Annotated in this window: 22 protein-coding genes; 17 read left to right on the top strand and 5 right to left on the bottom strand. The window is 63.4% G+C overall.

Annotation, left to right across the window (positions count from 1 at the left end; genetic code table 11):
• Nucleotides 1-41: 41 nt before the first annotated feature.
• A complete protein-coding gene (locus AC0L3X_RS09960) occupies nt 42-806 on the bottom strand; it encodes an IclR family transcriptional regulator (protein ID WP_234678552.1) in 765 nt (254 codons plus the stop codon).
• Between the two features lie 202 nt (nt 807-1,008).
• Here AC0L3X_RS09960 and AC0L3X_RS09965 point away from each other — a divergent pair, with 202 nt between their 5' ends.
• The 13 genes from AC0L3X_RS09965 (at nt 1,009) to AC0L3X_RS10025 (ending at nt 14,389) form a co-directional block, all read left to right on the top strand.
• On the top strand, nt 1,009-1,839 hold the full coding sequence (locus AC0L3X_RS09965) for a transporter substrate-binding domain-containing protein (RefSeq protein WP_283016894.1): 831 nt from the start codon (nt 1,009-1,011) through the stop codon (nt 1,837-1,839).
• A 17-nt stretch (nt 1,840-1,856) separates the two neighbouring features.
• Nucleotides 1,857-2,573, top strand: coding sequence for an amino acid ABC transporter permease (locus AC0L3X_RS09970; protein WP_166342302.1), 717 nt, complete (start codon nt 1,857-1,859; stop codon nt 2,571-2,573).
• Entirely contained in the window at nt 2,570-3,388 is an 819-nt protein-coding gene (locus AC0L3X_RS09975) for an amino acid ABC transporter permease (RefSeq protein WP_224517323.1), read from the top strand. The genes AC0L3X_RS09970 and AC0L3X_RS09975 overlap by 4 nt, the downstream gene beginning before the upstream one ends.
• Nucleotides 3,385-4,131: an amino acid ABC transporter ATP-binding protein gene (locus AC0L3X_RS09980; protein WP_166342301.1), complete on the top strand. Its 747-nt coding sequence runs from the start codon at nt 3,385-3,387 to the stop codon at nt 4,129-4,131. Before AC0L3X_RS09975 ends, AC0L3X_RS09980 begins: the two co-directional genes overlap by 4 nt.
• Nucleotides 4,132-4,217: 86 nt before the next feature.
• Nucleotides 4,218-5,534: an NAD(P)/FAD-dependent oxidoreductase gene (locus tag AC0L3X_RS09985; RefSeq protein ID WP_166342300.1), complete on the top strand. Its 1,317-nt coding sequence runs from the start codon at nt 4,218-4,220 to the stop codon at nt 5,532-5,534.
• Between the two features lie 60 nt (nt 5,535-5,594).
• Nucleotides 5,595-6,911 (top strand): NAD(P)/FAD-dependent oxidoreductase, encoded by a 1,317-nt coding sequence (locus AC0L3X_RS09990; RefSeq protein WP_283016893.1) that lies wholly within the window; start codon nt 5,595-5,597, stop codon nt 6,909-6,911.
• A 474-nt stretch (nt 6,912-7,385) separates the two neighbouring features.
• Nucleotides 7,386-8,783, top strand: coding sequence for an MFS transporter (locus AC0L3X_RS09995; RefSeq protein WP_085405396.1), 1,398 nt, complete (start codon nt 7,386-7,388; stop codon nt 8,781-8,783).
• Between the two features lie 120 nt (nt 8,784-8,903).
• A complete protein-coding gene (locus AC0L3X_RS10000; RefSeq protein ID WP_283016892.1) occupies nt 8,904-9,731 on the top strand; it encodes a 3-oxoadipate:acetyl-CoA acetyltransferase in 828 nt (275 codons plus the stop codon).
• Between the two features lie 145 nt (nt 9,732-9,876).
• Entirely contained in the window at nt 9,877-11,082 is a 1,206-nt protein-coding gene (locus AC0L3X_RS10005) for an MFS transporter (RefSeq protein ID WP_354096742.1), read from the top strand.
• Nucleotides 11,083-11,219: 137 nt separating this feature from the next.
• On the top strand, nt 11,220-11,906 hold the full coding sequence (locus tag AC0L3X_RS10010) for an outer membrane protein (protein ID WP_283016888.1): 687 nt from the start codon (nt 11,220-11,222) through the stop codon (nt 11,904-11,906).
• Between the two features lie 218 nt (nt 11,907-12,124).
• Nucleotides 12,125-13,354, top strand: coding sequence for a CaiB/BaiF CoA transferase family protein (locus AC0L3X_RS10015; RefSeq protein ID WP_354096741.1), 1,230 nt, complete (start codon nt 12,125-12,127; stop codon nt 13,352-13,354).
• Nucleotides 13,355-13,579: 225 nt separating this feature from the next.
• Nucleotides 13,580-13,795 carry a hypothetical protein gene (locus tag AC0L3X_RS10020; protein ID WP_014494475.1) on the top strand — a complete coding sequence of 72 codons (216 nt, stop codon included), beginning with the start codon at nt 13,580-13,582 and terminating at the stop codon, nt 13,793-13,795.
• A 201-nt stretch (nt 13,796-13,996) separates the two neighbouring features.
• Nucleotides 13,997-14,389, top strand: coding sequence for a RidA family protein (locus AC0L3X_RS10025; protein WP_038942317.1), 393 nt, complete (start codon nt 13,997-13,999; stop codon nt 14,387-14,389).
• Between the two features lie 3 nt (nt 14,390-14,392).
• On the opposite strand, the gene AC0L3X_RS10030 is transcribed toward AC0L3X_RS10025, so the two are convergent.
• A complete protein-coding gene (locus AC0L3X_RS10030) occupies nt 14,393-15,055 on the bottom strand; it encodes a TetR/AcrR family transcriptional regulator (RefSeq protein ID WP_354096740.1) in 663 nt (220 codons plus the stop codon).
• 209 nt (nt 15,056-15,264) lie between these two features.
• Between AC0L3X_RS10030 and AC0L3X_RS10035 the strand changes: the two genes are divergently transcribed.
• From AC0L3X_RS10035 to AC0L3X_RS10045, 3 genes are all read left to right on the top strand, one after another.
• On the top strand, nt 15,265-16,500 hold the full coding sequence (locus tag AC0L3X_RS10035; RefSeq protein WP_063982561.1) for an acyl-CoA dehydrogenase family protein: 1,236 nt from the start codon (nt 15,265-15,267) through the stop codon (nt 16,498-16,500).
• A 131-nt stretch (nt 16,501-16,631) separates the two neighbouring features.
• Nucleotides 16,632-17,690 carry a phosphotransferase family protein gene (locus tag AC0L3X_RS10040; protein ID WP_247307454.1) on the top strand — a complete coding sequence of 353 codons (1,059 nt, stop codon included), beginning with the start codon at nt 16,632-16,634 and terminating at the stop codon, nt 17,688-17,690.
• Nucleotides 17,691-17,899: 209 nt separating this feature from the next.
• The gene (locus tag AC0L3X_RS10045; protein ID WP_354096739.1) at nt 17,900-18,526 is read left to right on the top strand and encodes a LysE family translocator; all 627 of its coding nucleotides are present in this window, start codon (nt 17,900-17,902) and stop codon (nt 18,524-18,526) included.
• A 199-nt stretch (nt 18,527-18,725) separates the two neighbouring features.
• Here the strand turns inward: AC0L3X_RS10045 and AC0L3X_RS10050 are convergent, their stop codons facing one another.
• The 3 genes from AC0L3X_RS10050 to AC0L3X_RS10060 all read right to left on the bottom strand — a co-directional run bounded on the left by AC0L3X_RS10050 (nt 18,726) and on the right by AC0L3X_RS10060 (nt 21,139).
• Nucleotides 18,726-19,028: a hypothetical protein gene (locus AC0L3X_RS10050; RefSeq protein WP_208070710.1), complete on the bottom strand. Its 303-nt coding sequence runs from the start codon at nt 19,026-19,028 to the stop codon at nt 18,726-18,728.
• Between the two features lie 168 nt (nt 19,029-19,196).
• The gene (argE, locus tag AC0L3X_RS10055; protein ID WP_283016884.1) at nt 19,197-20,384 is read right to left on the bottom strand and encodes an acetylornithine deacetylase; all 1,188 of its coding nucleotides are present in this window, start codon (nt 20,382-20,384) and stop codon (nt 19,197-19,199) included.
• A 104-nt stretch (nt 20,385-20,488) separates the two neighbouring features.
• The gene (locus AC0L3X_RS10060) at nt 20,489-21,139 is read right to left on the bottom strand and encodes a TetR/AcrR family transcriptional regulator (protein ID WP_063982565.1); all 651 of its coding nucleotides are present in this window, start codon (nt 21,137-21,139) and stop codon (nt 20,489-20,491) included.
• A 94-nt stretch (nt 21,140-21,233) separates the two neighbouring features.
• On the opposite strand from AC0L3X_RS10060, the gene AC0L3X_RS10065 reads away from it, so the two are divergent.
• Nucleotides 21,234-21,716, top strand: coding sequence for an anthrone oxygenase family protein (locus AC0L3X_RS10065; protein WP_063982566.1), 483 nt, complete (start codon nt 21,234-21,236; stop codon nt 21,714-21,716).
• Nucleotides 21,717-21,885: the final 169 nt, after the last annotated feature.

Raw genomic sequence — 21,885 nt, forward strand, 5'->3', positions numbered from 1 at the left:
CTAACCTGTTTCCGGCCGTCGCCACGCCACCCTGATCCTTCCTACTGACCGACGATGGCGTCGATTTCCTCTTTCAGGAGGGCGCCGTAATGTTCGAGGACGCCCGACGTCAGCTTGGCGCAGAGCAGCGTGAAACTGAGCGCCGCGCCCGGCTTTTCGCCCGGCGTCATGATCGGCAATCCAACTCCGGCAATGCCGGGAATGAGCTCGCCCACATCCACCGCGTAACCGCGGCGACGGGTGTCGGCAATCAGCTGTCGAACCTTGTCCTCGGTGAGGTTGCGATAGGACGCGTAGCGCCCGAGGTTGGCGCGGATGATGTAGTCCTGCTCGTCCTCGTCCAGGAATGCGAGCATTGCGATCGAACCGGGGCCCACGCCGAGGGGGACGAAGCCGCCGATCGATCCCGTCAGCGTCGGCACGATGCATTCGCCGTCGCGCCGGTCGAGACAAACGGAATCGTGGTTGAAGCGGGCCATCAGATGGGTCGTGTCGCCGGTGCGGCGCCTGAGCCGGGACAGCGCGATCTCGCAGCGGCTGATGATGCCGGGGCCGCGAGCCGCGCGGACGCCGTAGATCGCCATGCGTGCACCCAACCTGTAGCGCCGTTTTTTGTCGTCGCGGGCAAGCAGCTTGTGACCGACCAGCGTGTTGAGGATGCGGTGACAGGTGGCGGTGTTGAGCCCGGAGCGGGCCGCCAGGTCCTTGAGCGATAGGCCCTCGACGCCGCCATCGGCGACGAGATCCAGCAGGATGACGGTCCGGTCGAGCAGCTGGGCTCCACCGGAGGGCGGTTGGGCGATCACCGGCACAGTATCTCACATTATGAAAAAAGAGGCCTCGGCAACTTGTACATTGAGAAAGATGCGTCTCCAATGATGAAAATTAGGTCGCTTGGGATTGATGCATATTTTTTGAGCGACCTGATTTCTGCATTCGCAAAGCTGATGGCTGACGCGGCGCTGTGGCAACAGCGCTGGAAGGCCGTGATTTATCCAGAGGAACAGGATGACAGGCTTCAAAACGATGATGGGCGTTTCCGCTGTTGCGCTCGCTGCTTTTTTTGCTGGTAGCGCCGCCGTGGCGGGCACGCTTGAGAACGTCAAGGCGCGCGGCAAGCTCGTCGTCGGCGTGAAGAATGATTACGTGCCCTATGGCTTTCTGAACGACAAGGGCGACATCGTCGGCTTCGAGGTCTCGCTTGCGAAGTACGTTGCCAAGGAGCTCCTTGGCTCCGAGGATAAGATCGAGCTCGTGCCTGTCGTCGCGTCCAATCGCATCGAATTCCTGACCGCCGGCCGCATCGATGCGATCTTCGCCACGCTCGGCGTCACGGCCGAGCGCGCCAAGGTCATCGACTTCACGACGGAATACGTTTCCGCTGCCGGCCCGTCCGTGCTGGCGGCCAAGGAAGCGACGGTCTCCAAGTGGGAAGAGCTGAAGGGCAAGTCGGTCTGCGGCATCCAGGGCTCCTACTACAACAAGAAGATGACCGAGGAATTCGGCATCAATCTCGTGGCCTTCAAGACCCAGCCGGAAGCCTATCGTGCGCTGAAGGACAATCGTTGCATCGGCTTCGTCTTTGACGACATGACGCTTCAGCAGAAGCTCAAGGAGCCCGATTGGGCGAGCTACAAGATCGCGGTGGCGCCGTATGAATTCCAGCCGATGGCCGGCGGCCTCCGCAAGGGAGACACGGAATTCCACGAAGCCGTCGACAAGGCCATCGCGAAGGCCGAGGCCGAAGGCAAGCTGATCGCGTGGGAGACCGAGTTCGGCATGCCGCACTCCGACTACATCGCCGCGCGGGCGAAGGCTGCGGTCGCGAAGAAGAACTGACGCACACGGAGCGGCCTTTGTTCGGACTCGACTATTCCTGGCTCGCGGATCCTGCGTACCAGCAATGGCTGCTGACCGGTGTTGTCAACACGCTGAAGCTGGCGGCGCTCTCATCGGCGGCCGCCATCCTCATCGGGATGCTCGGGGCCCTCGGGCTCACGCTGCGGATTTTCTGGCTCGATGCCCTGATCGAGCTGTTCGTCGAGGTGTTCCGCAACACGCCGCCGCTGTTGCAGATGTTGTTTGCCTATTTCACCTTCTCGAACCTCGGCCTCAAGGTGACCGATCCGTCGACGGGATTATCGGTTCCGCTTCTCAGTGCCTTCGCCTGTGCTGCGATTTCGCTCAGTCTCTTCGGCGGGGCGCTGGCGACCGAAGCCTTCCGCTCCGGCATCGAAACCATGCCGCGGTCGATCATCGATGCGGCGCGGTCGCTGGGGTACGGCCGATGGGCCCGCTTCTGGCGCATCGAGGCGCCGATCGCCACCCGCGTCTGCCTGCCGGGACTGACGAACATCCTGACCAACCTCTTCAAGACGACGTCGCAGGCATCCGTCATCACCGTGCCGGAACTGATGTACTACGCCGGGCAGATCTACAATGACACGTTCCGCACGCTGGAGGTCATGATTCTGGTCCTCCTCATATACGTGGTGCTGGTGTCCATCCTCACATTTGCGATGGCGAGGCTCGAAGCCTTCATGGCCTTCCCGGGTTACGGGAGGGGGCATTGATCGCGGGCTCCATGCTCTCCTATGAGGGAAAGAAGCGCGCCGTTCTGCTGCTGATCGCCCTTGGCGTCGCGATCTGGATCGCGGTCGATGCGGCGGCGGGCGGCTCGGCGCACTGGAGCCGCGTGCTGGCGCGGCTTCCTCTGCTTCTCACCGGCTCGGCGTCCGGCTGGCCGATCAATGGCGGCTTTGCCCTCAATATCATTCTCTCGATCGCCTCCATGGCACTGGCGACGGTGCTCGGTACGATCATGGGTCTTGCGACGCTCGCCAGGTTCGGACCGATCCGGGTCCCGTCTCTTCTGCTGATGAATTTCCTGCGCAATTCACCCTGGCTCGTTCTGCTTTTTGCAACGCTCTATTTCCTGCCGTTTGAGATGCATGTCTTCGGCACGACCATTGCGTTCCCGCCGTTCGTGAAGGCCGTGATTGGCCTTGCGCTGCCAACGGCGGCGAATTTCTCCGAGGTGATCCGGGGCGCCGTTCAGTCCATTCACAGCGGTCAGTGGGAAGCGGCACGTTCGCTCGGCTATGGCACCGGCCAGATCTATCGCCACGTGATCATGCCACAGGCGCTGCGGCGCATGATCCCGGGCTGGATGAATTCCTACGCGTTGCTGATGATCGCGACAGCGCTCGCCACGGTGACCGGTATCCAGGACGTGCTGACAATTCTGAATACTTTGCTCGCCATGGAGAACGAGCGCGTGATCGTCTACTTCTATTTGACCATCCTCTTCCTGTTCATCGCCTATTGCTATCCGATCGCGGTCGTCGCGCGCCGGTTGGAACGCGCCGTGAAGGGAGAAAGCCTGTGAACCGCATCGACGCGCTGATCGAGCTCGACAACGTCCGCAAGTCCTTCGGTGACGTCCCTGTTCTCAGGGGCATTTCGATGTTCGTGCAGAAGGGCGAGGCAGTCTGCATTATCGGTCCTTCCGGGTCGGGAAAGTCCACCATTCTGCGCTGCATCAACGGCCTGATTCCCGTGGACGAAGGCTTTGTCCGCGTCGGCGCACACCGTGTGCATGAAATGAGGTCGGAAAAGCAGATGCGGGTGCTACGCCATCAGGTCGCGATGGTGTTCCAGCAGTACAATCTTTTCCCGCATCGTACGGCACTGGAAAACATCATGATGGCGCCGATCCAGGTTCTCGGACACGATCGCGCCGAAGTCGAGGAGCGGGCCCGCAAGCTCCTGAAGAAGGTGCGGCTCTCGGAGAAGGCGGACAGCTACCCGGGGCAGCTGTCCGGCGGCCAGCAGCAGCGCGTGGCAATCGCCCGCGCACTCGCGATGCAGCCGGAAGCGATCCTGTTCGACGAGGTGACGGCTGCGCTCGATCCCGAAACGGTAAAGGACGTGCTGTTCGCGATCCGCGAACTGGTGGAGGAGGGCCTCACCTGCATTCTCGTGACGCACGAGATGAAGTTCGCCCGGGAAGTCTCGCAACGCGTTTGTTTCACCGATCGTGGTCTGATCGTGGAAAGTGCGCCTCCTGCGGAACTCTTCGACAATCCGCGAGACCCGCGCACGCGCGAATTCCTCGGTCAGGTTCTCTGATCGCACCACCGGGGCGGACGCGCTGCGTGGTGCGGCCATCCCAAGTGCAATGAAAATGAAAGGTGAGCCGGAAGGCCCAATACATCATGCCTCGTTTTGACGACATCTACGCCAAGGACTTCAAGGAGACGCCTTACTGGTGGGAGGCCGCGGAACCGGAGACCGATCTCGATCCGCTGCCGGAGCGAGCCGACGTCGTGGTCATCGGCTCGGGCTATGCCGGGTTGAATGCAGCGACTCATCTGGCGCGCGCCGGGCGCTCCGTCGTCGTCATCGACGGTGACCGGATCGGGGAGGGAGCCTCGACGCGTTCGGGCGGGATGGTGTCGAGTGGCCAGAAGCTGGTGGTTAGTGGTGCGATCAAGGGAATCGATCCCGTGCTCTTCTCGCGCCTGATCGGCGAGAGCAACGAGAGCTTCGATTATCTGAAGATGCTGGTCGAGACGGAGAAGCTGGATGCGGGGCTTGCGCTCAGCGGCCGCTTTTTCGGCGCCCACGCCGCGGGCGATTACGAAACCCTGAAGCGGCATGGCATGCTTCTGGCGGAAAAGACCGGCGTGACCGTACATTTCCTCGATCGCGCGCATCAGCGATCGGCGATCGGTTCGGACTATTATCACGGCGGCATGGTGATCGACGAATATGGCGGTCTGCATCCGGGCAAGTATCACAAGGCGCTGCGCGACCGGGCGCGCGCCGCCGGCGTCATGCTGCGCTCGCATGCGCGCGCGGGTATGGTGCAGGATGGTGCGAAAGGAGAGAAGATCGTGCCGACCGCTCGAGGCGCCATCCGGGCTGCCCACGTGGTCGCAACCACAAACGGTTACACCGCCGCCGATGCGACACCTGGCCTCGCCAGCCGTATCGTGCCGGTCAAGAGCTATCAGATTGCCACCGCGCCGCTGCCGGCCGATCTCTTGGCCGAGCTCGTTCCGCAGGCCCGCATGGTGTCCGACACACGCCGTGACTTGATCTACGCCAGGCCGTCGCCTGACGGGACACGGCTTCTGTTCGGTTCACGCCCGGGCATCTTCGACATGCCCGACAAGCTGGCCGCGAAGCGGCTTTATGCGCGCATGTTGGCCATCTGGCCGCAGCTTGCGGGCGTGAAGATCACTCATGCCTGGAGCGGGCGCGTGGCCATGACTGTCGACAAGATAGCCCATCTCGGGGTTCGCGACGGCGCGGATTTCGCGGCTGGTTGCAATGGCAACGGCGTCGCGCTGATGACCTTTCTCGGCTACCAGACAGCACGCAAAATTCTCGGCGAGCAGAACATGCCATCGGCCTTCGATCGCGAGACATTCACGGCCGTGCCCTTCTATTCGGGCAAGCCCTGGTTCGTTCCGCTCTTTGCCGGCTGGTATCGCCTGCGCGATTTCCTCGACCGTCCGGGACGCTGAGCCTCGGGCGGCACATCCGGCCCGGCTCGCCTTCCGCGTACCCGTTTCAAGGAGGACCACGTGTCCAGGATTATTCCCGATCTTGTCGTCGCGCCGCAGGAGCTGCCTGCGCATGTGGACGTCGTCGTGATCGGCGGCGGCATCATCGGCGTGTCGACCGCGCTTTCGCTGGTTGAGCGTGGCGTCTCCGTTGCCCTGTGCGAAAAGGGATTGATCGGAGCAGAGCAGTCGTCGCGAAACTGGGGCTGGGTACGCCAAATGGGGCGCGATCCGGCCGAGTTGCCGCTCGCGATCGAGAGTCTTCGGCTCTGGCGTGGCATGAACGAGCGTATCGGCGGCGAAACCGGCTTTCGGCAGGCCGGCATCGCCTATCTCTGCGACACGGATGCCGACGTTGCGATGTATGACGAGTGGTTGAAACACGCCACGTCTTTCGATCTCGACTCGCGCTTCGTAAGGGGCGAGGCGCTGAAGACGCTCATGCCGGGTATGGCGAAACCGATCCGTGCCGCGCTGCATACGCCGAGCGACGGCAAGGCGGAGCCGTTTATCGCCGTCCCTGCAATCGCGCGCGGCGCGGCCGCGAAAGGGGTGCATATCCTCACCAACTGCGCGGTCCGTTCCATCGAGCGATCGGCGGGCAGGGTGAGCGGCTGTGTCACCGAGCGCGGCGAGATCCGCTGTTCGTCCGTCGTGCTGGCGGGAGGGGCTTGGTCGCGCCTCTTCGCCGGCAACATGGGCATCGATCTTCCGGTCCTGAAGATCCTCGGCAGCGTCGCCCGCGTTTCTTCGATCGAGGGCGTTCCGGATTTTGCCGTTGGTGCGGGCAACTTCGCTTTCCGCCGCCGTCTGGATGGCGGGTTCACCGTCGCCCAGCGCAACGCGAACGTCGCCCCGATTACGCCGGACAGTTTCCGATTGTTCTGCGACTATACGCCGACGCTCATCAAGAGCTGGAACGAACTGACACTTCGCATCGGCGGTCAGTTCGTTCGCGAGCTGAAAATGGCCCGCAGCTGGAAGAGTGATGAGGTTAGTCCTTTCGAGCATGTCCGCATTCTTGATCCCGATCCGTCGCTGCGGTTCGTCCACGGCGGCGTCACCCATCTGTGCGAAGCCTTCCCGGCGTTCCGCGACGCCAGGATCATGCAAATGTGGGCTGGCCTGATGGATGTCACGCCGGATGCCGTTCCAGTTATCGCGCCGGTCGGCTCCGTTCCAGGCTTCTATCTCGCGACCGGCTTCTCGGGCCACGGCTTCGGTATCGGTCCTGGCGCCGGCGCCCTGATGGCCGATCTCGTGACCGGTTCGACGCCTTGCGTAGATCCCGCACCCTTCCGGATGGAGCGCTTCAAGCGCTTGAAGAGGGCCGCCTGATTTTTGATGCCCACGCCAAACAAGGCGTAGTCGTCACGGGAGCTCTTCTCGTGGCAGACGGCGGCGGCCGGTCTCCCACACACAGTCGCGCTGTCTGAGGCGGGCAATCTTGCCGGCATGGGAGAAGCGAGCCCAGCGTGCGCTTGTGGCGAAAAGCGTGTGTTGAACTGGCGGTCTGAAATATCTGGTCGTCTCTGCGTCGGATGTCGACGACGCGTCTCCGCCCGAGCGCTGCTGATCGGCGCACAATCGCCAACTGTGTTCAAGTCTGGCGAAAATAACATCATGTTAGGTTTATCGCATAACTGGGTAATTGTGTTAGCCCGGCGAAAGCCTATTGTCGCGACCAATCGGATACCCATCGGCAGTGACAAGCGCTCGCGGAAGTCGGCAGAGCGCCCGGAGAATGCTGCCCAATTTCTAGCGAAGCCCGACAACGGGACGTCAGCAAACCCAGTGGAGGAATTTTCTGCGATGACCACGACTCGCACGATCCGTCACATGAGTCAGTCCAGGAAGGCCGCTGCCAGCGGCTGGATCGGTTCGGCTCTCGAATATTATGACTTCTTCATCTACGCGACCGCCGCGTCGCTGATCTTCCCGCAAATCTTCTTCCCGTCGGAAAACCCCACCGTCGCCATCGTCGCATCGCTGGCGACCTACGGTGTGGGATATGTGGCCCGGCCGATCGGGGCTTTCGTTCTCGGACATTGGGGCGACACCCATGGCCGCAAGACCGTTCTCATCGTCTGCATGTTCCTGATGGGCATCTCGACGATGGCGGTGGGTTTTCTGCCGACCTATCAGCAGGTCGGCATCCTGGCGCCGATCCTGCTCGTCATCCTGCGCCTTGTGCAGGGATTTGCGGTGGCCGGTGAAATCTCCGGCGCGAGCTCGATGATCCTGGAGCATGCGCCGTTCGGCCGGCGCGGCTTCTATGCCAGTTTCGCCCTTCAGGGCGTGCAGGCCGGACAAATCCTCGCGGCAGCCGTGTTCCTGCCGCTGGCGGCCTATATGCCGACCGACGCATTCAATAGCTGGGGATGGCGGATTCCGTTCCTGCTCAGTTTCTTCGTCATTGTCGCAGGCTACATCATTCGTCGCGAAGTCGACGAAACCCCTGCCTTTGCGCAAGAGGGCGCACGGGGAGAAACGCCGCGGTCGCCCATTGTTCAGGCCATCAAGCTGAGCTGGCGCGACATGCTCAGGGTCATCTGCATGGCTCTGATGAACGTCATCCCGGTCGTTGCGACCATCTTCGGTGCGGCCTACGCGGTGCAGCCGGCCTATGGCATCGGTTTTGCCAAGGACGTCTATCTGTGGATCCCGGTCCTCGGAAATATGCTGGCCATATTCGTCATTCCCTTCGTCGGCAATCTCTCCGACAAGGTCGGTCGCAAGCCTCCGATCATCGTGGGCGCGCTGCTCTCAGGCTTGCTTGCCTTCGTCTATCTCTATGCCATCAGCATCAGGAATGTGCCGCTGGCGATCCTGGTGTCGCTGCTGATGTGGGGCGTCGTCTATCAGGGCTACAACGCCATCTTCCCGAGCTTCTACCCGGAGCTGTTTCCGACCCGCACGCGGGTGTCGGCGATGGCGATCTCGCAGAACATCGGAACGACCATCACCGCGTTGCTTCCGGCCCTGTTTGCGACCGTGGCGCCTCCCGGCTCGGACAATATCCCCTTGACGGTGGGAGCGATCGCCTTCGGTATCACTGTCATCGCGGCGCTGGCGGCCGTCACGGCCCGGGAGACCTATCGAGTCAGTATCGACGATCTCGGCAATCCCAAGGCCGTTCCGATGCCGCGGGCCGACTATGAGCGGCAGCGTGCGGAGGCGGCGAGCGGTGCGGCCGCAATTCCGACCTGAACGGCACGCAAGGGGCCTGCCGCTGCGATCGATGATGTTTGCAGCGGCAGGGCTCGATGCGTTACTTGAGTGCCTATTCGAACTCCGTGCGCGCGAGCGCGATCATCATGAGGTCAAGGGATGAACCCCGTTGTTGTTGCTGTCGCCATCACCGGCTCCGTTCCGCGCAAGAAGGACAATCCCGCGGTGCCGATTCTGCCGTCCGAGCAGATCGAGTCGACGCAGGAGGCCTTCGAGGCCGGCGCCACGCTTGCCCATATCCATGTTCGAAACGATGACGAGACGCCGTCCTCCGACCCCGCGCGTTTCGCGCAGGTGCAGGAGGGGATCAAAAAGCATTGCCCGGGGATGATCGTTCAGTTCTCGACCGGCGGGCGGGGCCGCGATCCCTCGGCGCGGGGATCATCGCTTTATCTGAAGCCGGACATGGCCTCGCTGTCGACAGGGTCGGTGAACTTTCCGACGATTGTCTACGAGAACGGCGCCGCCCTGGTCGAGACTCTCGCGACCGGCATGAAGACAAATGGCATCCGTCCGGAAATCGAGATCTTCGATCTGTCGCATCTACATGGTGCGCGGCGTCTGATCGAGGCGGGGCTGATGGACTCGCGTCCGCACGTGCAATTCGTCATGGGCGTCAAGAATGCGATGCCGGCCGACGAGCATGTCCTCGACATCCTCCTGGGAGAGCTGAAGCGGCTGATCCCGAAAGCGACGTGGACCGCTGCCGGGATCGGACGCCATCAGGCCGAGGTCATGGGCTGGGCGCTTGCGCGCGGCGCCGACGCGGTGCGCACCGGGCTCGAGGACAATATCAGGATCGACAAGACCCGCCTGGCCGCCAGCAATGCTGAGCTCGTGACCATCGCCGGCGAGGCTGTCGCGCGCCACGGCCGGCGCGTCGCGACCGCGGCCGAGGCGCGATCCTTGCTCGGGCTCGCGGGGTAGGGGCTACTGCCTCCTGCTGACATGCTCTCGGCCGCCTTCTGCCATTCGGCGGCCGGCGTTCCTCTGCGCCAGGACTTCCGTTATCAAGACTCCCGCTATGACGTGTCTGTGCGCACGCATGCAGCTGGGGCAGGCGACGATCGGAATGCGGTTCTTGAAATCTGACGGCAGGCTCATCGGGGTCCTGCTGGTGCTTGCAATCACCCAGCTCATTGGATGGGGCACGATTGGCCTTCCGCCGATCGTGGGCCGTGACCTCGCGGCCGATCTCGGCATGAGCCTCCCGATGGTGTTTGCGGGCACCTCGACGCTTTATGTCACCATGGGCCTGTGCGCGCCCTGGCTCGCCAAGGCTTTTGCGCGGCACGGCGCACGCAAGGTGATGATGGTGGGCACCGTCGTGGCCGTGCCGGGCTATGTCCTTCTGTATTTTGCGCACGAGCCGATGCTCTATTTCGTGGCCTGGGTCATCCTCGGCATGGGCGGCAGCGCCACGCTGTCGACCGGCGCCTATATCATGCTCAACGAGGTCGCCGGGCGACAGGCCAAGAGCGCGATTGGCGCCCTCATGCTGGTGACGGGACTGTCCGGCAGCATCTTCTGGCCGACCACCTCGTTCCTGAGCGGTCATTTCGGTTGGCGCGGCACCTGCCTCGTCTACGCCGCCATGCTGTTTCTCGTTTCGCTGCCGCTTTATGCTTTCGCAACTCCGCGCCGGGCCATCGCGAAGGAGGGGGGCACCGCTCCCGCAAAACAAGCCAATGCGCTGTCAATTCCGCGGAGCACGTTCGGCCTCGTCGTCGCCGCGATCACCGTCAATGCCTTCGTCACTTTCGGCCTGAGCGCCGTTTTCATCGAATTGCTGCGGGCCGAGGGGCTGGCGCCGGCGCAGGCGATCGCCTTCGGCTCGATGCTCGGCGTGATCCAGGTCAGCGCCCGTGGGCTCGATTTCCTCGGCGGCGGGCGCTGGGACGGCATCACGACGGGGCTTGTCGCCGGCACGGCGCTGCCCGTTGCCATGCTGCTCTTGATGCTGAGCGAGGGGGCGACCTGGGCGGTCGCGGTCTTCATCCTGCTCTACGGCGCCGGCAGCGGCGCGATGGCGGTGGCGCGGGCGACGATCCCGCTGGTGTTCTACGACCAGGCCGAGTTCGCCAAGGCGTCGTCAATGATCGCGCTCCCGCTCAATCTCGCCTCCGCGATCTCGCCGCCCGTTCTTGCCGGCCTGCTCACCCAGTTCGGCAGCCGCGGCGCGCTCGGTCTCACCTTCGTCTGCTCCTGCGCAGCGGTGCTGATCCTGGTTCTGCTCGGCCGCCGCCGACCGCAGGTGGCCGCGGCCGGTGTGGTGTGAGGTCGGCGGCACGTCGGTTGCCGCGAGTTGCCGGTCGCTTCCTATTCGTTTTCACCGAGTGTCGCCCGGCCGCCACAGCAAAAGCGAGGGGAACCCGCTAGAGTTGGAATCGTCAATCCCATGGGCTGGAATTTGCAATGAAACGCACGCTAATCTGCCTCGCCGCGCTGGTCTGCTCCGCCGTCGCTGCGGATGCTGCCGACTTGCCCGTTAAGGCAGTGCGTTCTGTCGCCGTGTCGCCCTTCGCATGGACTGGCTTCTATGCAGGTGTCCAAGGTGGTTACGCGTGGAGCCGGGATCGCACTGTCGAATTCTTCTTGGGCGGGCCTCCGACCGGCTTCACGCATGGGTTCCGCGCGGACGGCGGCTTCGGCGGTGTCCATGTGGGCTACAACCATCAATTGGACAGGCTCGTTGTTGGCCTTGAGGCCGATGTAGACGTGGGCCCGGTGAACGGCGGATTTAACATCCCGTTTTTCCGATACGACGCGCGCAAGGAGTGGGAGGCCTCCGTTCGCGGACGGCTCGGCTTTACACCGACTGAGCGCCTGCTGCTCTATGTGACGGGTGGCTTGGCGTTCACCGAGCTGAAGTACCGGTGGACGTCGACATTGGCAGTTCCCACGGTGGATGCCGACATTTCGAAGACCGGATGGACCGCAGGCGTCGGCGGAGAAGCGGCGCTGACCAATCGGGTTACGGCGCGCCTGGAATATCGCTATAGCGATTTCGGCACGTCCCGCTTCGACTGGCCCGACGTCGGGAGCTACGAGCAGCATCCTCGCTTCCAGTCCGTGCGCGGTGGAATCAGCGTCAGGTTCTAGCCGTCATCAGCGGCGCGGATCGCCGTGGCGGAGCGCCGGCGCAGGCGCGATAGCCGTGGCGCGGAAATCCGCCCGCCGCAGGGCCGCTCCTGCTGCCGGGCGATGGATAGCCGTATGCCCCGAACGCAGTGCTCAGAACTCCAAAATGGTGTATCCGCAGGGAGCGCGGCCAGGGCTTAAGGCCGCCGCGCCAATATTAGTTCCCGGAGGAAATCGACATGTCGGCCTTGCCGCTCTCAGGCATCAAGATCCTTGATCTCACCCGCGTGCTTGCCGGGCCCCTGTCGGCCCAGATGCTGGGTGATCTCGGCGCGGAGGTGATCAAGATCGAGCGGCCGGGCACCGGCGACGACGCGCGCGCCTTCGGCCCGCCTTATCTGACCGACCCCGAGGGCAAGGCCAACAACAACAACTCATTCTACCTTTGCGCCAACCGCAACAAGAAGTCGGTCACCGTCAACATCGCCAAGCCCGAGGGGCAGGCGATCATCCGCGCGCTCGCCAAGGACGTCGACGTCTTCATGGAGAACTACAAGGTCGGCGATCTCAAGCGCTATGGCCTCGACTACGAGACGATCAAGGCGATCAACCCCGGCATCATCTATTGCTCGGTGACCGGCTTCGGCCAGACCGGCCCCTACGCGCCGCGCGCTGGCTATGACGCGATCCTGCAGGCGATGGGCGGCCTGATGAGCGTCACCGGCCATATCGACGGCGAGCCCGGCGAGGGTCCGATGAAGGTCGGGCCGTCGATCGTCGACTACATGACCGGCATGAACACCTCGATCGGAATTCTCTCGGCGCTTTACCATCGCGACGCCAATGACGGGCAGGGGCAGCACATCGACGTCTGCCTGTTCGACACCGTGATCGCATCGCTGTCGCACTGGCTGCAGATCTACCTCGTCAACGGCAAGATGCCGCCGCGCCGCGGCACCTGGGGCAATGGCGGCATGCCGGCCGGCGTGTTCCGCTGCACCGATGGCGAGCTGATGCTGGTGGTCGGCAATGACGGCCAATTCCAGCGCACCTGCGCCGTGCTCGGCGAGCCCGAGCTCGCCAATGACAAGCGCTTCGTCAAGAACAACGACCGCGTCGTGCACGGCAAGGAGATCATGGCGATCTTCGCCGGCCTGTTCCTGAAGAAGCCGGTGGCCTACTGGCTCGAAAAGCTGGAGGAGGCCGGCGTGCCGTCGGGCCCGATCAACAATTTCGAGCAGGTGCTTTCCGATCCGCACGTCCAGTCGCGCGGCATGCGGGTGAAAGTCGATCATCCGTTCGAGCCCGATCTCTCGCTGATCCGCAACGCGCTGACCCTCTCAGAGACCCCGATCGAGACTTATCGTGCTCCGCCGCTGCTCGGCGAGCACACTCAGGAGGTGCTCGGCGGCAAGCTCGGCTATGATGCCGGCAAGATCGAGCAGCTGAAGCAGCAGGGGATCATCTAGTTTCGCTTCCTGATCCTCTCAGGGGCGTGCTGGCGAAGACCAATGCGGTGCTGGCGCGCATGCGACAGCGATCCTGACCAGCCTGGGAGCGACGGTTGCGCGATGCCAGGCCTTGCCCGAGGCTTGCGTGCAATCCCCAGATGAGCCCGGTCCGTACTCGCACAGGCTTCCGCTTTGCGCGCGACTCTGATGCGATCATCCCGACGCAAGTCCGGGAGGGAACGCATGTCCTACACGATCGGGTTTCAGGCCAAGGACCAGAAGGCAATTCTGGCAACCGAGGCAGCAACGGCCAATCAGGCCGTCGCCATCATCGCCGCGCTGCGGCAAAGCGCCGACGAAATAAAGTTCATCCGTTCGCCCCAGGAAGGCGAGATGGGTATCGAGATGCTGCTGCTGCTCGCCAAGGAAGAGGCCGAGGAGATGCCGCAGCGGGTGTAAGCCACGATCCGGAAAACTGCGCAGCGGTTTTCCCTCGCGACAAACGCGGAACGCGTTTGCGCGGAGATCATGCTCAAACAAGAACTAAAGCGCGATCTCATCGCGCTTTAGCGCAACCACACTTCGAGCTTTAGCGAAGCATGCCGGCTGCAGAATAATGTAGCAAGGCGCCAGTCTCGCTCGAACCGAAGGTGGCCGCCGATGAAACGCGAAGCGCTCCGCGTCGAACCGATCTCGTCCTTTCTCGACCGTGTCAAGGCGCCGACCTCGCCGGTCACGCGCGCCGGCAACATGATCTTCGTCGCCGGCCTGCCGCCGTTCGACCCCGAGACGGGCGAGATCGGGGGGATGCCAATCGCGCGGCAGAGCGAGATCATCATGGAGCAGATGAAGCTCTGCCTCGAGACGGCAGGCGCCTCGCTCGACAATGTCATGAAGTGCAACGTCTACTGCACCTCGACCAAACACTTCGCCGTCTTCAACGCGATCTATGCGCGCTACTTCCCGATCGATCCGCCGGCGCGCATCTTCGTCTGCACCCCGGAATGGTTCGGCCCCTTCGACGTCGAGATCGACTGCATCGCGATGATGTGAGCGCTAACGCGCGACAACCCGTGACGGCGCCTTCGTCTCCATCCGTCCCGCTGTCAGCGCCATCGTCGCGACGCTGACGACGCGCGCGACGACGTCGTCGACGTCGTCGAGATCGCATTTGCCTTCAGAGAGCTTCGTCAACCGCTCGCTCTCGCGGATGGTGTGGTGCGCCATGGCGAGCGCGAAGTTCAGGCCCCAATAGATATCGACGTCGCTGCGGTCGGGCAGGGAGCGCCGCATGGCGCCTGCGAATTTCCGCAAATGGTCGATCTCGCGGTTCTTGATGCGGCGGATCGGCGGCACGGATTCGATCGAGGCGCGGATCATGAAGCGCGCCGCGGTGGAGCGCTGGTTTTCCGGACCCAGGCAGCCGCGCAAGGTCGGGCCGACCAGCGCGCGCAAGATCACCTCGATCGGCGCGCGACCGCCGCCTTGCTCTTCCGCGGCCTTCAATTCGCGCAGGCGTTCGCGGTTGGTGGCGATCGAGCGCGAGACGAACAGCTCCGCGATCAATTCGTCCTTCGAGCCGAAATGATAATTCACCGCTGCGAGGTTGACGTTGGCCTCCGCGACGATGTCGCGCAGCGTCACGTCGCCAAAGCCGCGATCGGCATAGAGCCGTTCGGCGGCGGCGAGAATGGCAGACCTCGTATGATCGCTGGCCATGGATGCCCCTCAGGGAGGGAGTTGCAATTCAAACACTTGTATGAAACTATCGTTTGAAGGCCGGAGAAAGTCAATCCGCAATCGAGACTCGTTCGCAGCGCGCGGACGGGTTCCGAAGCGTCCGCAGGCATTCGTGCTTGCGGACCGCGTGCGGCGGGAGGACAGTCCGGCGCAAAACAGCTTTGCAAAGAGAGACCGAGGAGCGTCCCATGGATTTCGATCTGTCCCCCAAGCAGAAGGAATGGCTCGACCGCGTGCAGTCGTTCATGACCAAGCACGTGCGTCCGGCGGTGCCGATCTATAACGAGCAGGATCACAGCGGCGAGCGCTGGAAGGTCATTCCGGTGCTGGAGGACCTCAAGAAGAAGGCGAAGGCCGAAGGCCTCTGGAACATGTTCATGCCGCCGAACGAGCATGAGGACGACGAATTCCGTGGTGCGGGATTGACCAATCTCGAATACGCGCTGTTGTCGGAGCAGATGGGCCACATCTCCTGGGCCTCGGAAGTGTTCAACTGTTCGGCGCCCGACACCGGCAACATGGAAGTGTTCATGCGCTACGGCTCCAAGGAGCAGAAGCGCAAATGGCTGCGTCCGCTGATGGACGGCGAGATCCGCTCGGCGTTCCTGATGACGGAACCGGCGGTCGCCTCGTCCGACGCCACCAACATCGAGACCAGCATCGAGAAGGATGGCGATCACTACGTCATCAACGGTCGCAAATGGTGGTCGTCCGGTGTCGGAGATCCCCGCTGCAAGATCGCGATCCTGATGGGCAAGACCGATTTCAAGGCGGCCAAGCACCAGCAGCAGTCGCAGATCCTGGTTCCGCTCGACACTCCCGGCATCAAGGTCGAGAAGATGCTGCCGGTGTTCGGCTTCGACGACGCGCCGCACGGCCACGCCCAGGTGCTGCTCGAGAACGTGCGCGTGCCGAAGGAGAACATCCTGCTCGGCGAGGGCCGCGGCTTCGAGATCGCGCAGGGCCGCCTCGGTCCCGGCCGCATCCATCACTGCATGCGCACCATCGGCAAGGCCGAGGAGGCGCTGGAGAAGATGGTGAAGCGTCTGATGTCGCGTACCGCCTTCGGCAAGAAGATTGTCGAGCATTCGGTGTGGGAGCAGCGCATCGGCGAGGCCCGCACCAACATCGAGATGACGCGTCTTCTGTGCCTCAAGGCCGCCGACATGATGGACAAGGTCGGCAACAAGACCGCGCAGGCCGAGATCGCCATGATCAAGGTCGCAGCCCCCAACATGGCGCTGAAGATCATCGACGAGGCGATCCAGGCCTTTGGTGGCGCGGGCGTTTCGGACGAAGCGGGTCTTGCCAAGGACTACGCCGGCATCCGCACGCTGCGGCTCGCCGACGGTCCGGACGAGGTGCACAATCGCGCCATTGCAAGGCTCGAAGTTCGGAAGTATGCCAATTCTCCCAAGCATTAAGAGGGAGAGCCCTGCGGCGCTCCCGACTTGAAAAAGACGACAGGGCTGATCCGCATTCGGTGACCGCTTGACGCAAGTGCGTCAGCGGTTACCGATTAGGATCATGTTCGGACTGAAGAGGGAGCGTCATCGTGGCTGACGGCGTCAGGAAAGACGAAGAATTCTCGGGCACCAAGCCGGTCGAGGAGCGTCATCGCTTCGACGAGATGCGGCTCGAAGCCTGGATGCGCGACAACGTCGAAGGCTATGAGGGCCCGCTGGTTGTCCTCCAGTTCAAGGGCGGCCAGTCCAATCCGACCTACCGGCTCAACACGCCGAACCGCTCCTACGTGATGCGCCGCAAGCCGTTCGGCAAATTGCTGCCGTCGGCGCACGCGGTCGATCGCGAATATCGCGTCATCGCAGCCCTTGGAAAGCAGGGTTTTCCGGTCGCGCGCGCCTACGCGCTGTGCCAGGACGACAGCATCATCGGCGCGGCCTTCTACATCATGTCGATGGAAGACGGCCGGGTGTTCTGGGATCCGACGCTGCCGAGCCAGACGCCGGAGGACCGCCGCAAGATATTCACCAGCAAGATCGAGACGCTGGCAAAACTCCACATGTACGATCCCGTAGCGATCGGCCTCGGCGAGTTCGGCAAGCCCGGCAACTATTTCGCGCGGCAGATCGACCGCTGGACCAAGCAGTACCGGGCGTCCGAGACGCAGCACATTCCGGAGTTCGAGAAGGTCGCCGAATGGCTGCCCAAAACCGTGCCGGAGCAGGCGCGCGTCTCGATCGTCCACGGCGACTATCGCCTCGACAACATGATTTTCCACGCGACGGAACCGCGCGTGCAGGCCGTGCTCGATTGGGAGCTGTCGACGCTCGGCGATCCCATGGCCGACTTCACCTATCTCCTGATGCAGTGGATCATGCCGGGCCTTGACGGCGCCGACCTCAAGGCGCTCAACATCCCAAGCGTGGAAGAGGCCGCGCAGATCTATTGCAACGTCACCAAGATGACGGTGCCCGATCTCAACTGGTATTTTGCTTACAACCTGTTCCGCCTCGCCGGCATCACCCAAGGCATCGCCGGCCGCGTCCGCGACGGCACCGCCGCCAACGCCAAGGCGCTGGAGTCCGCCAAGCGCACCGTGCCGCTGTCGAAGGCGTCGTGGGAGTACGCGCAGAAGGCGGGCGCGGTCTAGACCCACAAAGGCGCGGCTGATGGCCGCGCCTTTTCGCTTTGTGGTTCGCCGTCTCCACACTTTCGGTGTCATTGCCCGCGAAAGCGGGCAATCCAGTATCCCAGAGACAGCGCGTGGACGCAGAGGAGCGGCGGCGTACTGGATGCGCCGGTCAAGCTGGGGCATGACACCGCTGTCGTCGCGACATCAGTGAAAGAACGGCCAGCCACATGATCGATCACGCCACCCTCATCACCTACATCCTCATCGTACTCGGTTTTGTCTTCATTCCCGGGCCTGCGACGCTGCTCACCATGGCGCGCGCGGTTAGCTCGGGAACGAAGGTCGGCATCGCGACCGGCGCGGGGATTGCGGCCGGTGACTTGATCCACACTTCGATGGCGATCGTCGGTCTTTCGGCGATCATCGCGACCTCTGCGCTGCTGTTCAGCATCGTTAAATATGCGGGCGCTGCGTTCCTGATCTATCTCGGCTTTCGCGCGATGCTCGACAAGGCGCCGGTCGAGCCGAACGGCGGCGCGCCCGCGATCGGCGCGGGCCGGGCCTTCCGGCAGGCCGTGCTGACCGAAGTGCTCAATCCCAAGACCGCGCTGTTCTTCCTTGCGTTCCTGCCGCAATTCGTGAGGCCGGAGCACGGTTCGATCGCACTTCAGCTTGCGATCCTCGGCATCGTCTTCGTGCTGCTGGGTCTCGTCAGCACCGTGGTGTTCGCCGTCGGCGCCGGTCGTCTGGGCAATCTCCTGCGCCGCCATCCGGCCGTGGTGAAATGGCAGGGCAAGGTGGTCGGGACCATCTACTGCGCTGTCGGCGTGCGGCTGGCGTTGCAGGAGCGATGAGGAACGCGTGCTCCCGTAGCCCGGGTGAGCGCAGCGACACCCGGGACGGCGGTCCCGCATGTTGCTAACGCTCATGCGGGCTACGCTCTGAACGGTTGCGGCGATGAATGCCATCAATGTCGACATCCTGCGCTCGCTGTTCATGCCCTTCTTCTTCGACGCGACGGCGTCGAGCGCCGCTCTGATGGTGATTGGCCTGCTACCGGGCGCGAATGGTGAACCTCGGTCCGACGTAGTAGCCGCCGTATCCGCGATCGTAATAGCCGGGACCGGCGTAGTAGTTGTAGCCCCTGCCGGGGAAGTAGCTGGGGTCGTCAAAGTAGCGCAGGACATAGCGTCCCCGGGTCCGCCAGCAGCGTCCATAATACTCGTTGCAGATCAGACCGACTTGGTCGACGTCGGAGATTTCGGCAGAGCCGATCGTCGTTGCGTTGAGCGGCGCGGCGGGAGCGGCGGCCGCAACCAGCGCGGCCCCGAGTGCGCCCAGTGCGATGGCCTTCATGGAGTTCTCCCTTCGGTTAGGCGAGAGTCTGGAGCCTAGCAGAAGGGAGCCTTGCCTGTCGGGCAAATCAGCTCCCGCAGGGTGGGCAAAGGCGCATCGTTGTCCGCCATTCGCACGGCGCAACAGAAGTGGCGGGTTACGCTGCGCTAAGCTAACCCACCCTACGGGTCAGCCCTTCACACAATGCGCGATCAGCCTTTCCACGAAGCCTGCGCATTTCTCCAGCTCCGCCATCGCCACGAACTCGTCGGGCGTATGCGCTTGCGCGATCGCGCCGGGGCCGATCACCACCGACGGGATATCCGCCATGCTGGCGAACAGGCTCGCCTCGGTGCCGAAGGCGACCTTGGCGTGGTCGTTGCGGCCGGCGAGGCTTTTTGCCAGTGTGACGATGGCGGCGTCGGCCGCCGTGTCGAGCGCGGGATAATCAAGGATCTCCTCGAAATCGATGCCGCACTCCGGATGTCTCGCCTTCATCTCCGGCCCGAGCTCGGCCCTGGCCCAGGCGACGATCGCATCCGTCACCTCGCGCGACTCGGTGATGCCGATGCCGCGGCATTCGAAATCCACCGTGCAGGTATCGGGCACGATGTTCAGCGCGGCGCCGCCATGCACGATGCTGGTGAGCAGCGTCGAATGCGGAACGTCGTAGAGGCTGTCATTCGATCGCGCGGCCGCAAGCTTCACGGCACGGCGACGGATTTCGGTGATCAGCTCGGCCGCGTATTCGATCGCGTTGACGCCGTCGGGCGCGATCGAGGAGTGGCGGGCGAGACCACGGAATGTCGCGCGCACGCCGTGCTTGCCCTTGTGGCCGATGATGACCTTCATCTCGGTCGGCTCGCCGATGAAGGCGCCGAGCGGCTTGATCTTCTTCTTCGCGACCTCGCGCAGCATCGGCCGCACGCCGACGCAGCCGATCTCCTCGTCATAGGAGATGGCGAGATGGATCGGCGTCGTCAGCTTCGCTTCCAGCATCTCCGGCACCATGGCGAGGCACACCGCGACAAAACCCTTCATGTCGGTGGTGCCGCGGCCGTAGAGCTTGCCGTCGCGCTCGACCAGCTTGAACGGATCGTGGCTCCAGTCCTGGCCCACGACCGGCACGACGTCTGTGTGTCCCGACAGCACGAGGCCTGGACGGTCCTCCGGTCCGATGGTGACCCAGAGCGAGGCCTTCTGGCCGGTGTCGTCGACGATGCGCTCGCCCTTGACACCGAGGAAAGCGAGATAGCTCTCGATATGGGCAATCAAGGGCAGATTGGTGCGGTCGCTGACGGTGTCGAAGCCGACGAGGTCGGCGAGGAGGTTGCGAATGCGATCGGGTCGTGAACTCGGGAAAATCGGGTTGGGCATTGTCTCGTTCATGAGATGGAGGATGGCTTCGCCGCCTGCACGAAACATACCAACGGAGTGGCGGTTCGGGCAAATCGGATCGCGAAGGGTGCTTTCGCTGAACCTCAGCCGAGCGCGGAGAGATCTTTCGGCAGCATTCGCTTGAACAGCTCGAGCGTACGCCGCGCCTCCGCCGGCGGCAAGGCGATGGCGTGACGAACCGCGGCGGCGATCTGGATCATCGCCAGTTGCGAGAAGGAGGTGAGGGCGGCGGCGGGCTGTTTCGGCGCGACGCGCTTGAGCGCCTCGCGCAAGAGGCCGGCGAGAAAGGCCACATCCTCCTCGTCGATCTTCTGCAAGCTTCGGTCGGCTTGCGTCGCCTGCCAGATGTGATGCATCACGGGATGCTCGCGGAACATCTGGTCATAGCCGTCGGTGATGCGGCACAGAGCAGCGTGCAGGTCGGATAGCTTCTTCATCTCGGCGAGGTCGCGCTGGACGCATTCGCGGCCGATGACATTGCACCGCTCGGCGAGCGTCCCGATCACCGTGCTCTTGTCCGGAAAATATTGATAGAGCGAGCCGAACGCGATGCCGGTGCGCTCGACGATGTCGCTCATCCGGAAGGCGTCGCTGCCTTTCTCGGTGAGAATCTCGGCCGCAGCGGTCAGGATGCGGTCGAAGCGTTCGCGGCTTCGCTCCTGCGTCGGCACCAGCGGCGTGCGTCGCGCGGCCGCGTGCGTCGTCTTGTCCGTCCTGCTTTTCCGTTCCGGCATCCTGGTTCCCGCCATCCGCGCTTGACGTCACAAATAAGAGAGTTTATCGCATTTATCAAATACGAGAGTTTATCGTATTATAGGGAGCTGCGGCATGTGGCAGGGTTTCACGACCGGACTGCTCTGGTTTTCGGCGATCGGCTGCGGCCTCATGGCCGGAATCTATTTCGCCTTCTCGACCTTCATCATGGCCGCGTTCGGCCGGCTCGGCCAGGCGGCCGGCATCGCGGCGATGAACGCGATCAATGTCGACATCGTGCGCTCGCTGTTCATGCCGCTGTTTCTCGGCACGACGGTAGCAGGCGCGGCGCTGGTGGTGATGGGTACGTTGCGCGTCAGCGAGCCGGGGGCAGTGAGCATGATCGCCGGCGGCGGCCTCTATGTCATCGGGATGTTCGTGGTGACGATGGTGTTCAACGTCCCGCTCAACAACGCGCTCGCCGCGTTGCAGCCGTCCGCGCCGGAGGCTGGCGCGGTGTGGGCGGCGTATCTGAAGGACTGGACGTTCTGGAACCACGTGCGGACGGTTGCGTCGGTGGTCGCGAGCGGGTTGTTTGTCGCAGCGCTGGCTTCGTAGGCCAAATCGGCATCGTAGCCCGGATGGAGCGAAGCGTAATCCGGGGTTTGCGCCCCCCGGACATAGTGGCGGCCGCGGGGGGGTGGGGGGGAGGGCGGGGGGGGGGGGGGAGTTGGGGGGGGGAGGGCCGGCCGGGCGGAAAAACCCCCCCCCCCCCCCCCCCCCCCCC

It is taken from the genome of Bradyrhizobium sp. MI1.7 (assembly GCF_055811795.1).

Excerpts from the sequence above, each read along its gene's own strand:
- AC0L3X_RS09965 (WP_283016894.1), top strand. The coding sequence starts at position 1,009 with ATGACAGGCTTCAAAACGATGATGGGCGTTTCCGCTGTTGCGCTCGCT.
- AC0L3X_RS09985 (WP_166342300.1), top strand. The coding sequence starts at position 4,218 with ATGCCTCGTTTTGACGACATCTACGCCAAGGACTTCAAGGAGACGCCT.
- AC0L3X_RS09995 (WP_085405396.1), top strand. The coding sequence starts at position 7,386 with ATGACCACGACTCGCACGATCCGTCACATGAGTCAGTCCAGGAAGGCC.
- AC0L3X_RS10000 (WP_283016892.1), top strand. The coding sequence starts at position 8,904 with ATGAACCCCGTTGTTGTTGCTGTCGCCATCACCGGCTCCGTTCCGCGC.
- AC0L3X_RS10005 (WP_354096742.1), top strand. The coding sequence starts at position 9,877 with ATGCGGTTCTTGAAATCTGACGGCAGGCTCATCGGGGTCCTGCTGGTG.
- AC0L3X_RS10010 (WP_283016888.1), top strand. The coding sequence starts at position 11,220 with ATGAAACGCACGCTAATCTGCCTCGCCGCGCTGGTCTGCTCCGCCGTC.
- AC0L3X_RS10015 (WP_354096741.1), top strand. The coding sequence starts at position 12,125 with ATGTCGGCCTTGCCGCTCTCAGGCATCAAGATCCTTGATCTCACCCGC.
- AC0L3X_RS10020 (WP_014494475.1), top strand. The coding sequence starts at position 13,580 with ATGTCCTACACGATCGGGTTTCAGGCCAAGGACCAGAAGGCAATTCTG.
- AC0L3X_RS10025 (WP_038942317.1), top strand. The coding sequence starts at position 13,997 with ATGAAACGCGAAGCGCTCCGCGTCGAACCGATCTCGTCCTTTCTCGAC.
- AC0L3X_RS10030 (WP_354096740.1), bottom strand. The coding sequence starts at position 15,055 with ATGGCCAGCGATCATACGAGGTCTGCCATTCTCGCCGCCGCCGAACGG.
- AC0L3X_RS10035 (WP_063982561.1), top strand. The coding sequence starts at position 15,265 with ATGGATTTCGATCTGTCCCCCAAGCAGAAGGAATGGCTCGACCGCGTG.
- AC0L3X_RS10045 (WP_354096739.1), top strand. The coding sequence starts at position 17,900 with ATGATCGATCACGCCACCCTCATCACCTACATCCTCATCGTACTCGGT.
- AC0L3X_RS10050 (WP_208070710.1), bottom strand. The coding sequence starts at position 19,028 with ATGAAGGCCATCGCACTGGGCGCACTCGGGGCCGCGCTGGTTGCGGCC.
- argE (WP_283016884.1), bottom strand. The coding sequence starts at position 20,384 with ATGCCCAACCCGATTTTCCCGAGTTCACGACCCGATCGCATTCGCAAC.
- AC0L3X_RS10060 (WP_063982565.1), bottom strand. The coding sequence starts at position 21,139 with ATGCCGGAACGGAAAAGCAGGACGGACAAGACGACGCACGCGGCCGCG.
- AC0L3X_RS10065 (WP_063982566.1), top strand. The coding sequence starts at position 21,234 with ATGTGGCAGGGTTTCACGACCGGACTGCTCTGGTTTTCGGCGATCGGC.